Here is a 13,230-nt window from a genome sequence, read left to right on the forward strand (position 1 = left end):
CCGGGACGCCCCTGAGCTGCGCCTACACTGGGAGCCATCATGACCTTGACATCCCTGATCGGCGGGCACGTGTCCGTCACCGGCGGCCTGGCGACCGGCGGCCTGAAGTACATGGCCGAGATCGGCGCCGAGATGGTCCAGGTGTTCGTCACCAACCCGCGCGGCTGGGCGCTCAACGACGGCAAGCCCGCCGAGGACGCCAAGCTGGCCGAGTCCGGCGTCACCGCGTTCATCCACGTGCCGTACCTGGTGAACTTCGGCTCGCCCAACCCCGAGACGCTGGCCAACTCCATCGCCGTCGTCCGCCACGGGCTGCGGCGCGGGGTCGAGACCGGCGCCAAGGGCGTCGTGGTCCACACCGGCTCGGCCGTCACCCAGTCCCGCGACGACGCGCTGCGGCAGATTCACGAGACCCTGCTGCCGCTGCTCGACGAGATCCCCGAGGGCGGCCCCGACCTGCTGCTGGAGCCCATGGCGGGCCAGGGCGCGATGCTCTGCGCGACCGTCCAGGACCTGGAGCCCTATCTCGCCGCGCTCGACTGGCACCCGCGCGCCTGCGTCTGCCTCGACACCTGCCACGCCTTCGCCGCCGGCCACGACCTGGCCGCCGAGGGCGGGGTGCGGGAGACCTTCGACGCCCTGCACGCCATCGCGCCCGGCCGGCTCAAGCTCATCCACGCCAACGACAGCAAAGACGTGTGCGGGGCCAAGAAGGACCGGCACGAGAACATCGGCGCGGGCCACATCGGCGCGCAGCCGTTCGCCGAGATCATGCGGCATCCGGCGGTGGCGGGCGTGCCGATCTGCATCGAGACGCCCGGCAAGGCCGACAAGCACCGCGAGGACATCGAGCTGCTGAAGAAGCTCCGCGACGAGGGCTGACCCGGCGCGATCCCCGGTGACGGGGATGAGAGCCCGTCCTGGTCAGCAATCGTGATAGGGGCGCCTGCTCGCACGATCCGGCCGCCCCCGAAGGCCGGATCGCGGGGCCGGGGTCCGTGGCCTCCGCAGGCGCCCCCTCACCTGATCGGCAGGCGGGCCCTACCCCCCGGTCAAAGGCCCGACAGCCGTGGTGACCTGGTGGTCACCGGTGAAGCCGACGCATCAGGCCCTTGCTTGAGCCTTGCGGCCCGTCCCCCCCGATGCGCCGGGTGGCTTCCGATGCCGAAACACTACGGTCGCGATCTTGTGGGCGAAACCCTGTTCACGGCCAGCTCGCTGAACGGTCTGTAGTCATCGACATACGGAGGGTGGCCGGACGGCGAGCGGTCACCGGCGAGCGACGAACGGCTGGTTCATGGTTCCTCCCAGCGACCGGCAGGCCCCTGGAGGGCATCGCGGGAACCGCCGCCAAGGGCCCACCCCCGACGTGACCTGGGAAATCTTTTACCATCGCGGCGGCAGACCGCCCGGCGGCCGGGGCCCGGCGTCCGCCCGGCGCCCGCCGGACGCGCCCAGCTTCACGCCCACCCATCGGCACCAGCCCCCGCGGGCCGGCGGTCAGGAGAAGGCGCCGCGATGCTGGCGGACGAGCTGTTCGCGCACCTGACGGCTGTGCCGCCGGCTGACCTGCAACGTCTCGGTGCCGACGGTGAGCGTGACCCGGCCGCCCTCGAAGCGCAGCTCGCTGACGTGCCGGGCCGAGACCAGGGTGCTGCGGTGGACGCGGATGAACCCCGCCTCCGACCAGCGGCGTTCGAGCGCGGCCAGCGACATGCGGACGAGGTAGCTGCCGTCGCCGGTGTGCAGCCGCACGTAGTCGCCCTTGGCCTCGGCGAACCAGATGGCCTGCTGCGGCACGAACCTGGTGCGCCCGCCCAGCTCGACCGGGATCACGTCGTCCTGGCTCGGCTCGGCGAGCGGCGCGGAGGCCGCCTCCAGCCGCCTGACCGCCTCCGCCAGGCGCTCGGCCCGGACCGGTTTGAGCAGGTAGTCGACGGCCTCCAGCTCGAACGCCTGCACCGCGCACTCCTCGTGCGCCGTGACGAACACCAGCTTGGGCGGGCTGGGGAAGCCGCCGACCAGCCGGGCGAGGTCGAGCCCGTCGAGGCCCGGCATGCGGATGTCGAGGAAGATCGCGTCGAGCCGCTCGCCCCCGCCGATCATCTGCACCATGTCCTGCAGCGCGGTGACGCCGTCGGCCGCGGTCGCGACGTGTTCGATTCTCGTGTCCTGGCGCAGCAGGTAGGCGAGCTCCTCAAGAGCGGGCAGCTCGTCGTCGACCGCCAGGACCCTCAGCATGGGCTCCACGCTGCCGTATGAAAGCAGAGGTCACAAGCGACACGCCAGCTCAGCGTAAGGAATTGACTACAATGAGGTAAATTGCGTCTTCGGGACGCGCAGCCGGACCCGGGTGCCGGCGCCGAGCGCGGTCTCCACGACGAGGCCGTAGCCGTCGCCGTAGATCTGGCGCATGCGCAGGTCCACGTTGGCCAGGCCGATGCCGCCGCCCTCGCGGGCCGGTTCGCCGTCGAGCATGCGCCTGGCGCACTCGGGGTCCATGCCGGTGCCGTCGTCCTCGACGGTGATGTGGGCCTCGGGGCCGGCGTCGCGGACCACGACCCGCACCTCGCCGCCGCCGCGCCGGCCGCGCATGCCGTGCTTGATGGCGTTCTCCACCAGCGGTTGCAGGCACAGGAACGGCACCGGCACCGGCAGCACCTCGGGCGCGACCTGCAGGCTGAAGCGCAGCTTGTCGCCGAAGCGGGCGCGCTCCAGCAGCAGGTACCGGTCGACGCAGGTCAGCTCGTCGGCCAGGGTGGTGAAGTCGTGGGCCCGGCGCAGGGCGTAACGGGAGAAGTCGGCGAAGTCGAGCAGCAGCTCGCGGGCGCGCTTGGGGTTCGTCCGGACGAACGAGGCGATCGTGGTCAGCGCGTTGTAGACGAAGTGCGGCGAGATCTGGGCACGAAGGGCGCGCATCTCGGCCTCCAGGGCCCGCCTGCGGGAGGCGTCGAGGTCGGCCAGCTCCAGCTGCCCCGACACCCAGCGGCCCAGCTCGGTCACGGCGCGCACGAGCGCCGCGCTGACCTCCTCGTCGAAGGCCGCCAGCGTGCCCACGACCGTGTCGTCCACGGTCAGCGGCACGACCACGGCCCCGTACGGCTGCCCGGCGAACACCTGCGCCCGCCCGGCGGCCAGGGTGGTGCGGGCGTAGGTGAGCACGTCGTCGGTGCACGGGCCGTTCCAGGCCAGCGCGGCGTCGGTGGAGGTGATCGCGACGGCGCGGGTGCCGAGCAGCGCGTGCAGGTGGCGTACGGCCTTGCGCGCCGAGTCGCGGTCGAGCCCGCCGCGCAGGGCGGGCGCGGCCAGCCCCGCGACGTGCAACGCGGTGAAGGTGGCCTCGTGCTTGCCGCCGCCTTCCGGGAGCGCCGGGCGGCGCGTCCTGGCGCAGGCGTAGCCGAGGAGGAAGAGCAGGAGGGAGAGCGCCACGCATGCGGTGGTCTGCATGCGCCAAACCGTAGCCAATAACCGGTCGTGTTCGGGTGGAAACCCGCAGTGAAGTCTACGGGGGGCCCTCGCCGGGTTCCTCCTGATAGGAGTAGCGCTGTTCGCGCCAGGGATCGGCCAGGTTGTGGTATCCGCGTTCCTCCCAGAAGCCGCGCCGGTCCTCCAGGAGGTATTCGACGGCGCGCACCCACTTGACGCTCTTCCACGCGTACAGGTGGGGGACCACGATGCGCACGGGGAAACCGCGGTCGGGGCTGAGCGGCTTCTCGTCCAGCTCCGTGGCGAACAGGGTGTCGGGGGCGGCGAAGTCGGACATGCGGAGGTTGGCGCTGTAGCCGTACTCGGCCCAGATCATGACGTGGCGCACGCCGGGGTCGGGCGGCGCCAGCTCCATGATCGTGGCCGGGGTGACGCCCCGCCACTCGTTGGCCATGAGGGAGAACTTGGTCACGCAGTGGAAGTCGGCGATGCGCGTGTCCCGGGGCAGCAGCTCGAAGTCCGCCCACGTCAGGCAGTGCTCCTCGCCGGAGGCCGTGGCGCCGAAGACGCGGAAGTCCCAGCTGTCCGGCTTGAAGGCGGGCACCCTGCCGTAGTGGATCACGGGGCGGCCGCGCGGGACGTACTGGCCTGGAGGCAGGCGCGACTCCTCCACGATCACTCCCCTCACCGATCTCGCGTCTTGGGCCATCCTGCCATCGGCCCGCCCGCGCCCCGCGTCCGGGGCTGCGGCCGGGCCTTTCGTACTCATTAGTAACTTGAGTACGAAAGCCCATGCGACGGCCTGGCCTGCGAGATCACCATGAACTCATGAGCAAGCCCATCCGTCCCACGCAGACCGCCGCGTTCTACGTCCAGGCGGTCCTGTCGTTCGCCGTCTCCGTGTCGTCCGTGGTGATCGCCCTGATCTACCTGCCGGCCTCCGGCTGGATCAGGGCGTTCCTCGCGCTCGGCCTGCTGTACGTGGTCACCTCCACGGTCAACCTGTGCAAGGTCGTCCGCGACCGGCAGGAGCTGGCGGAGGTGACCAACCGCGTGGACCAGGCCAGACTGGACAAGCTGCTGGCCGAGCACGACCCGTTCAAGGTCGACGCGGCCTGAGCTACAGCGTGTACTCCTGGATCGAGTCGGCGAGCTGCACGCACAGCTCCTCGGCGTCGAGCCGCTTCTCGATCTGCTTGAGGTCGTCGATCTTGGCCCGCGTCTCGGCGCGCTTGGGAGCCAGCAGGGAGCAGCAGTCCTCGTCGGGCAGCTCCGAGATCTCCAGCGTGCCGATGCGCCGGGCCTCGGCCATGATCTCGGTCTTGTCCCAGCCCACGAGCGGGCGCAGGATCGGCAGCTCGACCGCGTTGTCCTGGGCGGTGATGTTGGCCAGCGTCTGGGAGGAGACCTGGCCGAGCGCGTCGCCGGTGATCAGCGCGCCGGCGCGGATGCGGTGGGCGACCTCCTCGGCCGTCTTCAGCATGAGCCGCCGCTGGGCGATCACGGCCAGGCGGTCCTGACCCGAGTTGCGGATCGACTGCTGCGCCTTGCCGAACGGCACCACCCACAGCCGCGACCTGCCCTGGAACCTGTCGAGCTTCCTGACCAGCGCGTACGCCTTGTAGATCGACTCGGAGGTGGTGAACGGGATGCCGGAGAAGTGCAGGAAGTCGACGTGCAGGCCGCGCTTCATCATCCGGTAGGCCGCCACCGGCGAGTCGATGCCGCCCGACATGAGCACCAGCGCCCGGCCGCTGCTGCCGACCGGCAGGCCGCCCTGGCCCGGGATGCCGTCGGTGAAGACGAACACCTCGTCCCGGTCGACCTCGATGAAGACGGTCAGCTCGGGGTTCTTCAGGTCGACGGGCAGGTGGTACTCGTCGTTGATCGCGCCGCCGACGAGCCGGTCGAGCTCGTTGGAGGTCAGCGGGAAGCGCTTGTCGCGGCGGCGGGAGCGCACCGCGAAGCGGGCCCCGCGGGCGACCTCCTCGCGGTCGCGGATCAGTTCCAGGCCGGCCTTGAGCACGGTGTCGGGGTCTTTGGCCACCCGCCAGGCGCGGTGGATCCACACCAGGCCGGGCACGTCGGCGACCCGCCGGGCCACCGCGTCGGCCTGCTCGACGTCCGACCCCTCGGGCAGGAAGATCGCGACGACGCCGTGGCGCCGGCGGACGTCCGTCTTGAGGCCGAGATCCTGGAGCGCGAAGCGGATGTTGTCGATCAGACGGCGCTCGAACAGCTCACGGTTCTTGCCCTTGAGAACGATCTCGCCCAGCTTGAGCAGAACGCATGGCTCGCCCAGGGCGGACATCGTCATGGTGGAACCTCCGGGGAAGACGGGGAAGGCGCGGCCGCTAGGAAGGCAACGCCGCGACCCATCGAGTTTAGTCCGCGTCGAGGCCCTGCTCGATCGCATATCGGACCAGTTCCACCCGGTTGTGCAGCTGGAGCTTGCTCAGCGTGTTCTGCACGTGGTTCTGGACCGTGCGGTGCGAGAGCACCAGGCGGTCGGCGACCTGCCGGTAGGTCAGGCCCTTGGCGACCAGCCTGAGCACTTCGGTCTCGCGCTCGGTCAGCCTCGGGCCGTCGTCGTCGGCGCGTCCGGCGGCGGGGCGCGCGGCCAGCCTCCGGTACTCCCCCAGCACCAGCCCGGCCAGGCCCGGCGTGAAGACGGCGTCGCCTTCGGCGGTGCGGCGGACGGCGTCGAGGAACTCCTCCCGGCTCGCCGACTTCACCAGGTAGCCGGACGCGCCCGCCTTGACGGCCGCCAGCACGTCGTCCTGCTCGGCGCTGGCCGACAACACCAGGACCTTGGGCGCCGGTTCGGCCCCGGCCAGCCCGGCGGCCACCTCCGCGCCGGACATGTCGGGCAGGCGCAGATCCAGCACGACGACCTGGGGGCGCACGGCCGCGGCCGCCCTGATCGCCTGCCGGCCCTCCCCCACCACGGCCACGACCTCGTAGCCCGCCTCGGACAGATCCCTGGCCACGCCGTCGCGCCACATGGGATGGTCGTCCACCACCATGACCCGCACCATGACGTCACTCTAACCGGGCCGGTCCCCGCCTATCCGCGCCTATCCGCAGGGAAGACTGATCTCGATCTCGGTCCCGGACGGCGTGGAGGCGACGGCGACCGTCCCGCCCAGGTCGGCGACGCGCCCGCGGATGGACTGCGCGACGCCCAGGCGGCCCTCGGCGGCGGCCCGCTCCAGGCGCCCCTCCGGGATGCCGGGGCCCTCGTCGCGCACGGTCACCATGACCACGTCGTCGCAGGACTCGGCGAACACCCAGGCCCGCGCGTCCGCGCCGCAGTGCTCGCGCACGTTGTCCAGTGCGGCCCCGACCGCGGCCGCCACGCCCTCGGCCACCGGCGTGGGCAGGACGAGCGGCGTGGCCGGGGTGGAGACCGTCACCAGCGGCGAGCCGTGCCGCATGAGCAGGGAGCGCAGGTCCGTGGCGCCGGTCGGGGCGGGGCGGGCGGCGATGAGCTCGCGCAGCGCGGCCTCCTGCTCGCCGGCCAGGCGGCCCAGCTCGGCCGCCTCGCCGCCGATCTGCCGGCCGCGCCGCTGGACCAGGGCCAGCACCTGCAGGACGGAGTCGTGCAGGTCGCGGGCCAGCCGGTCGCGTTCGCGCTGGGCGGCCTCCATCTCGGCCGCGCGCTGCATGCGCTCCTCGGCCTCCTTGGCCAGCCGGGCCACGTGTCCGACCACCACTCCTGACAGGAACAGCAGGACCGCGCCGTTGATCATCACGGGCGCCTCGGGGGCGCGCACGCGCAGCCACAGGTCCGCGGCGGCGACCAGGGCCGCCGCCACCGCGCCCGCGCGCCTGCCGCCGTACACGGCCCAGGCCAGGCCGGGCGCGGCGACCCAGGTGGCGGGCACGGGCATGGTGCCCGCCACGCCCTGACGGGCGCCCTCCACGTACGGGGACGTCAGCAGGCAGGCCAGCGCCACCAGCAGGTCCACGGCCAGCAGCGGCCACCCGCGCAGCCTTTCCGACGCGTACGCGTAGGTGGCTCCGGCCGTCCACAACGCCATCAGGGCGATCACCAGCCAGCCGGCGACCGGCTGCTCGTACCCGCGGTACTGGGCCATCAGCACGGCCGCGTACAGCAACGACGCGGCGCGGAAGACGGCGATCGCGCGCCAGAAGGGCCCCTCAATGCTCATGAGACCCTCTCATGTTTCCGACACGCCGGTTGACAGATAGTTGCGTTATCCATACAGAAGGGGCGGACCGGATGACACAATCCGTCAACCCCTAATCACAAGGAATGTCGATATATGACCGCTGTTAATCATTTCACCCACGGACCGCTCACACCGCTGCTGGCGTACCTGATGTCGTGCCTGGGTTCGATGCTCGGACTGCGGCTCACCGCACAGGCGCACGCCAGCCGCGGCGCGTCGCGGGTGCGCTGGTTGATCGGCGCGGCCATCTCCATCGGCGGCACCGGCATCTGGGTCATGCACTTCGTCGGGATGATGGGCTTCGCGGTGGAGGGCACGCAGATCAAGTACGACGTGCCGCTCACCGTCGCCTCGGCCGCCGTGGCAGTGGTGGTGGTCGGCACCGGGCTGTTCCTGGTCTCCTACGGCCGCGGCCGGGCGCTGGCGCTGCTCGGCGGCGGCCTGCTCACCGGGCTCGGCGTGGCCAGCATGCACTACCTCGGCATGTACGCGATGAACATGAGCGCCCACGTCTCCTACGACCGCACGATCGTGGCCGGGTCCGTGGTGATCGCCGTCGTGGCCGCGACCGCCGCGCTCTGGTTCACGCTGCGGGTCAAGAAGCCGGTCTGGATCACCGGCGCGGCGCTGGTCATGGGCGTGGCCGTCTCGGGCATGCACTACACCGGCATGTACGCCATGCGGGTCACCGTCGACGCCGAGCCCGGCATGGTCACCGGCGCGGACGCCCTCGACTTCCTCGTCCCGCTCATGACCGTGATCAGCCTGATCACGCTGACCATGCTGCTCATGGTGATCCTCGCGCCCTCGGAGGAGGAGCTGCACGAGGACGCCGAGATGGTCGCCCGCCTGGAGCTGCGCCGGCGCGCCGCCCAGCAGCAGCAGCGCCTGGCCTACCCCGCGCCGCAGGCCGCCCCCCGCCCGCAACAGCAGCGGATGATGCGCACCCGCCGCAGGTAGCCCGCGGCGACGAGCGTCCGGACGGGGCCGGACGCGACGAGGGCGCGCCGGAGGTGGATCACCTCGGCGCGCCCCGCGATTGAGCTATCTCCTGGGTACGGCTTGCGGCGCAAAGTGGGCCGCCGACTCGCTGCGCCCCAAGCCGTACCCCGAGGGGGGTTGTAAGCGGTAACCCCGCTGCCCAGAAAGTACGGCCCGGCGCTTGCAAGCCGCTTTCAGCCAGCCGTAGAGAGCCTCACCCGAAGAACACCTCGGCCTCGGAGTACCGGGAGGCCGGGACGGTCTTCAGCTCGGCCGTCGCCTCGTCGAGCCCGACCCGGACGATGTCGGTGCCGCGCAGCGCGACCATCGTGCCGTAGTCGCCCTCGTGCGCGGCGTCGATCGCCTGCAGCCCGAACCTGGTGGCCAGCACCCGGTCGTAGGCCGTCGGGGTGCCGCCGCGCTGGATGTGGCCGAGCACGGTGGTGCGGGCCTCCTTGCCGGTGCGCTTCTCGATCTCCTTGGCCAGCACCTCGCCGATGCCGCCGAGCCGGACGTGCCCGAACGCGTCGAGGGTGCCGGTCTGCAGCTCCATCTGGCCCTCGATCGGGTGGGCGCCCTCGGCCACGACGATGATCGGCGAGTAGCGGGTGCGGAAGCGGGACTCGACGTACTCGCAGACCCGGTCGATGTCGAACGGCTTCTCGGGGATGAGGATCACGTTCGCGCCGCCGGCCATGCCCGCGTGCAGCGCGATCCAGCCCGCGTGGCGGCCCATGACCTCGCAGATCAGCGCGCGGTGGTGGGACTCGGCGGTGGTGTGCAGCCGGTCGATGGCCTCCATCGCGATGTTGACCGCGGTGTCGAAGCCGAAGGTGTAGTCGGTGCCGGACAGGTCGTTGTCGATGGTCTTGGGCACGCCCACGACCTTGACGTCACGGTCGTAGAGCTGTTTGGCCACACCGAGCGTGTCCTCGCCGCCGATGGCGATCAGGGCGTCGACGCCGGTGGCGGCGAGGTTCTCCTTGATGCGGTCGACGCCGCCCTCGATCTTGATCGGGTTGGTGCGGGAGGATCCGAGAATGGTGCCGCCCCGCGGCAGGATGCCTCGTACGGCCTGGATGTCGAGCGGCATCGTGTCGCCTTCCAGGGGCCCGCGCCAGCCGTCGCGGAAGCCCACGAACTCATGGCCGTACGTGCTCACCCCCTTACGCACCACGGCCCTGATGACGGCGTTGAGACCCGGACAGTCTCCGCCTCCGGTGAGCACTCCTATACGCATGGCGGGTTCCTCCCGATGGGGTTCACGAACCATTGCTCGGTGACTGCTCGCATTGTGCCTGCCGCGACGCTCAGTGGTCTAGACCAAACGCGCGGCCCTCGATCATTTCCTGGAAGCGGCGATCGTCAACCCGGGGTTGACGGCACATCAGCGTCAACCTATGGTTGACGCATGGATGAAACCGTACGTCTCGACGACCTCATCGCCGCCATCAAGAGCCGTCATCCGGACGGCGACCCGCTCGGCCAGCTCTCCGACGCCGTCACGCTGGGCGAGCACCTCGGAGAGGTGGCCGACCACCTGATCGGCCACTTCGTGGACCACGCCCGCCACTCCGGCGCCTCCTGGACCGACATCGGCCGCAGCATGGGCGTGACCAAGCAGGCCGCGCAGAAGCGGTTCGTGGTCAAGGAGGGCGGCTCGCTCGCCGACGACCTGCGCAACTACGCCCGCTACACCGACAAGGCCCGGGTCGCGGTGGTCAAGTCCCAGGAGGAGGCGCGCCTGTCGGGGCACGACCACATCGAGGTCGGGCACCTGGTGCTCGGGCTGCTGCACGTGCCCGAGGCGCTGGCCGCCGCCACCATGACCACGCTCGGGGCCTCCCCCGAGGCGGTCAGGGAGGCCGTCACGGCGGCCATGGCGCCCGGCGGCGGGCAGTCGCCCGTCACCCTGCCGTTCTCCGCGCAGTCCGCCAAGGCGCTGGAGCTCACCCTGCGCGAGGCCCTGCGGCTCGGGCACAACTACGTCGGCACCGAGCACCTGCTGCTCGGCGTGCTCTCCCTGGAGGAGGGCCCGGTGGTGCGGGCCCTGGCCGATCTCGGCGTGCACAAGGAGGCGGCCGAGCGGGAGATCAGGGAGCGGCTGGCGGCGATCCTGCGCGAGCGCCGCTCATAGCCGCCCCGGCCGCCCTCGGGCCGGCCCCGGGGGCGGCGTTCCCCGGCGGGCCCGCGCGGCCCTGAGGAGGGTGGGCGGGCTGACCGGAGCGTCCGGCCGGGCCGGCGGCGAACCGGGTCAGCACGTTCGCCGTGGCGCGGCGGGTGAAGGCGGCCGCGGACTCCGGGACGCCGTGGCCGCAGCGCTTGCCGCGCATCGCGCACACCCAGCGCATCGTGCCCGAGGCGAACACCCCGGCCCCGCTCGGCGCCGTGTAGTACGTGCTCTGCGACGTCGTCCCGCGTCCTCCGCACGAGAACGGCGAGTCGGCCAGCACCTCCACGCCCTTCGGTGAGCCGCGCGAGACCTTGTCGGTCTCCGGGCCGACCATGCCGGGGAAGCGCCGCCCCCGGGTGCCCGCGAAGATCCAGTGGCCCGGCCTGCGGACCGTGTAGGCGCCCTGGGCGGGGAAGCAGTCGTACATCTGGCCCACCAGGGCGCTCTCCGGGCGGGAGTCCCGCCACAGCGGGCACAGCCGTTCCTTGTCGCAGGCGACCGTCCTGCCCTTGATCGCGATGCGCCAGTAGACGGCGTTCGCGCCGAGGAAGGCGAGGTTCGTCCCGCTGTCCCTGGCCCTGGTGACGGCCGTGCGCATGGCGGGCGACCAGTACTCGTCGTGGCCGAGCGAGACCACGGCCCTGGCGCCGTCCAGCACGCCGGGGCCGAGGTCGAGGCTGGTGAGGTAGGCCAGGGGCACGCCGCTGCGCTCGGCCACGGCCAGGGCCGACTGCTCGAAGTCGAGGAACAGGCGGGCGCCGCCGCCGTCGTACGGGCGGTCGAAGGTGACCTCGCGCGAGCGATCGGCGAACCCGCCGGGGCCCAGGTACAGGCTGCGGCCGCCCCACAGGTTGTACGCCTGCCAGGTGGTCACCGCGTTCACCATCACCACGCGGCCCCGGGTGGAGGCCGAGCGGACGGTGATCGGCACGTACCGCTGGGCGCCGGTCGAGGCGTCGAGCCTGATCAGGTACGCGCCCTCCGTCCAGCCGCGGGTGTCCACGGTGAGCGAGGGCTTCCAGTGGGCGGCGGTCACCATGCCGTGCACGGTCCTGGCCGGAGGCTGGCGCACGCCCTCCACCTGCGGCGACTCCCACACCTTGGCCGGGTGCGCGCCCATCCTGAACGCGCCGGCGGTGAAGCGCGGGGCGGTGGTGGAGACGTGCAGGGCGAAGGGCCGGCCGGGCAGGACGCTCACGTGGTCGGCGTAGCCCTCGATCTCGTGGTCGGCCCCGCGGGTGGTGATCCGCCAGGACTCCCCCGCGTCCACCGGCGGCGGCGACGGCCGTCCCGTCTCCGACGGCTGCGGGACGGGCGGCGCGGGCGACGCGGACGGCGCCGGCCGCACGGGACCGCCGCCGCATCCGGCGGCCGGCAGGACGGCGATCAACAGGGTGAGGAGCAGCAGGAGCTTGCGCACCCGGCCATCGTCGCGGCCCGCCACGGGGCCGGGCCACGACTTGGCCAGATCCTTACACCGGGCCGCTTCCCGCCCGGCGTTCTATGCGGGCAGCACGCAGGACGGGCTGGGCACCTCGTACGACTGGCCGGCCGGCTCGGGCACCCCGTCCTCCAGCGTGAACACGGTCACCTCGCCGGAGTTCTGGTTGGCGACGTACAGGCGGTCGCCGGCGATGGCGAAGTGGCGGGGCCAGACGCCGCCCGAGGGCACCTCGGCCACCGGGGACAGGTCGGCGGCGCGCAGCACCGAGACCGTGTCGGGCCCGCGGTTGGCGACGTAGACCAGGTCGCCGTCGAGCTGCAGGTGGCTGGGCGCGTTGTCGCCCCCGGCGCGCGAGGCGGGCACGACGGTGCGGCGCTCGCCCTCGACGAGGGTCACGGTGCCGTCCAGCTCGCCGGCCACGTACAGGCGGTCGCCGGCGAAGGCGAAGTGGCGGGGGCCGGTGCCGGGGGCCAGGGTGATCGGGTCGAGCGGGGAGCCGTCCAGGCGGTAACGGCGGATCTCGTCGGTGCCCAGGTCGGAGACGTGCAGGACGTCGTCGTGGAAGACGCACATGTGGGCGTGCGAGCCGGCCTGGCGGTCGGGGTCGGGGCCCGAGCCCTCGTGCCGCAGGACGACGGGGTCGCCGGTGAAGGCGCCCCGCTCGTCCAGGTGGTGCAGGCCGGCGGTGCCGTCGCCGTAGTTGGCCACGGCCAGCAGGCTCCCCGAGGGGTGGACGGCGACGTGGCAGGGGCTGTCGCCGTCGCTGGACCGTTCGTCCAGCGGGGACAGGCCGCCCTCGGTGGTGAAGGCGGTGAGCCAGCCGCGCTGCAGCTCGCCGGCCGCGTACAGCACCGGCAGGGTGGGGTGGGCGGCCAGGAACGACGGCGAGGCCACGCGGGTCAGCTCGCCGCCCACCGTGACGATGCCGGGGCCGTAACCGCCTATGTAGAGGTTCACAACGGGATCCTTCTTATGGTTGACTGGGGCAATGAATTCGTTGACGGAGGCAA

Annotated in this window: 13 protein-coding genes; 4 read left to right on the forward strand and 9 right to left on the reverse strand. The window is 72.0% G+C overall.

Going from position 1 to position 13,230, the window contains the following annotated elements; translation table 11 throughout:
• The first annotated feature begins 39 nt into the window (after positions 1-39).
• Entirely contained in the window at positions 40-882 is an 843-nt protein-coding gene (locus tag ACWCSD_RS10985) for a deoxyribonuclease IV (RefSeq protein ID WP_397162204.1), read from the forward strand.
• A gap of 618 nt (positions 883-1,500) precedes the next feature.
• On the opposite strand, the gene ACWCSD_RS10990 is transcribed toward ACWCSD_RS10985, so the two are convergent.
• From ACWCSD_RS10990 to ACWCSD_RS11000, 3 genes are all read right to left on the reverse strand, one after another.
• Positions 1,501-2,241 carry a LytR/AlgR family response regulator transcription factor gene (locus ACWCSD_RS10990; protein ID WP_358294068.1) on the reverse strand — a complete coding sequence of 247 codons (741 nt, stop codon included), beginning with the start codon at positions 2,239-2,241 and terminating at the stop codon, positions 1,501-1,503.
• Between the two features lie 66 nt (positions 2,242-2,307).
• Complete coding sequence (locus tag ACWCSD_RS10995; protein ID WP_397162206.1) at positions 2,308-3,447, reverse strand: sensor histidine kinase; 1,140 nt, start codon at positions 3,445-3,447, stop codon at positions 2,308-2,310.
• Positions 3,448-3,502: 55 nt separating this feature from the next.
• The gene (locus tag ACWCSD_RS11000; RefSeq protein WP_357993229.1) at positions 3,503-4,099 is read right to left on the reverse strand and encodes a molybdopterin-dependent oxidoreductase; all 597 of its coding nucleotides are present in this window, start codon (positions 4,097-4,099) and stop codon (positions 3,503-3,505) included.
• Positions 4,100-4,254: 155 nt separating this feature from the next.
• Between ACWCSD_RS11000 and ACWCSD_RS11005 the strand changes: the two genes are divergently transcribed.
• Complete coding sequence (locus ACWCSD_RS11005; protein WP_352330712.1) at positions 4,255-4,545, forward strand: YiaA/YiaB family inner membrane protein; 291 nt, start codon at positions 4,255-4,257, stop codon at positions 4,543-4,545.
• Between the two features lies 1 nt (position 4,546).
• On the opposite strand, the gene thiI is transcribed toward ACWCSD_RS11005, so the two are convergent.
• From thiI to macS, 3 genes are all read right to left on the reverse strand, one after another.
• The gene (thiI, locus tag ACWCSD_RS11010; RefSeq protein ID WP_397162207.1) at positions 4,547-5,743 is read right to left on the reverse strand and encodes a tRNA uracil 4-sulfurtransferase ThiI; all 1,197 of its coding nucleotides are present in this window, start codon (positions 5,741-5,743) and stop codon (positions 4,547-4,549) included.
• Positions 5,744-5,810: 67 nt separating this feature from the next.
• Positions 5,811-6,464 (reverse strand): response regulator transcription factor, encoded by a 654-nt coding sequence (locus ACWCSD_RS11015; RefSeq protein WP_364331652.1) that lies wholly within the window; start codon positions 6,462-6,464, stop codon positions 5,811-5,813.
• 39 nt (positions 6,465-6,503) lie between these two features.
• On the reverse strand, positions 6,504-7,601 hold the full coding sequence (gene macS / locus ACWCSD_RS11020) for a MacS family sensor histidine kinase (RefSeq protein ID WP_449914116.1): 1,098 nt from the start codon (positions 7,599-7,601) through the stop codon (positions 6,504-6,506).
• A gap of 114 nt (positions 7,602-7,715) precedes the next feature.
• Between macS and ACWCSD_RS11025 the strand changes: the two genes are divergently transcribed.
• Complete coding sequence (locus tag ACWCSD_RS11025; protein ID WP_397162209.1) at positions 7,716-8,582, forward strand: MHYT domain-containing protein; 867 nt, start codon at positions 7,716-7,718, stop codon at positions 8,580-8,582.
• Between the two features lie 235 nt (positions 8,583-8,817).
• Here ACWCSD_RS11025 and ACWCSD_RS11030 read toward each other — a convergent pair whose 3' ends face one another.
• Entirely contained in the window at positions 8,818-9,843 is a 1,026-nt protein-coding gene (locus ACWCSD_RS11030; protein ID WP_352331196.1) for a 6-phosphofructokinase, read from the reverse strand.
• 171 nt (positions 9,844-10,014) lie between these two features.
• Between ACWCSD_RS11030 and ACWCSD_RS11035 the strand changes: the two genes are divergently transcribed.
• On the forward strand, positions 10,015-10,740 hold the full coding sequence (locus ACWCSD_RS11035) for a Clp protease N-terminal domain-containing protein (RefSeq protein WP_397162211.1): 726 nt from the start codon (positions 10,015-10,017) through the stop codon (positions 10,738-10,740).
• Here the strand turns inward: ACWCSD_RS11035 and ACWCSD_RS11040 are convergent.
• Positions 10,697-12,196, reverse strand: coding sequence for a N,N-dimethylformamidase beta subunit family domain-containing protein (locus ACWCSD_RS11040; RefSeq protein WP_449914118.1), 1,500 nt, complete (start codon positions 12,194-12,196; stop codon positions 10,697-10,699). The two genes, ACWCSD_RS11035 and ACWCSD_RS11040, sit on opposite strands and share 44 nt — an antisense overlap.
• Positions 12,197-12,277: 81 nt before the next feature.
• Positions 12,278-13,177 carry a lactonase family protein gene (locus ACWCSD_RS11045; RefSeq protein ID WP_352353237.1) on the reverse strand — a complete coding sequence of 300 codons (900 nt, stop codon included), beginning with the start codon at positions 13,175-13,177 and terminating at the stop codon, positions 12,278-12,280.
• Positions 13,178-13,230: the final 53 nt, after the last annotated feature.

This window comes from Nonomuraea sp. NPDC001684 (assembly GCF_053596515.1).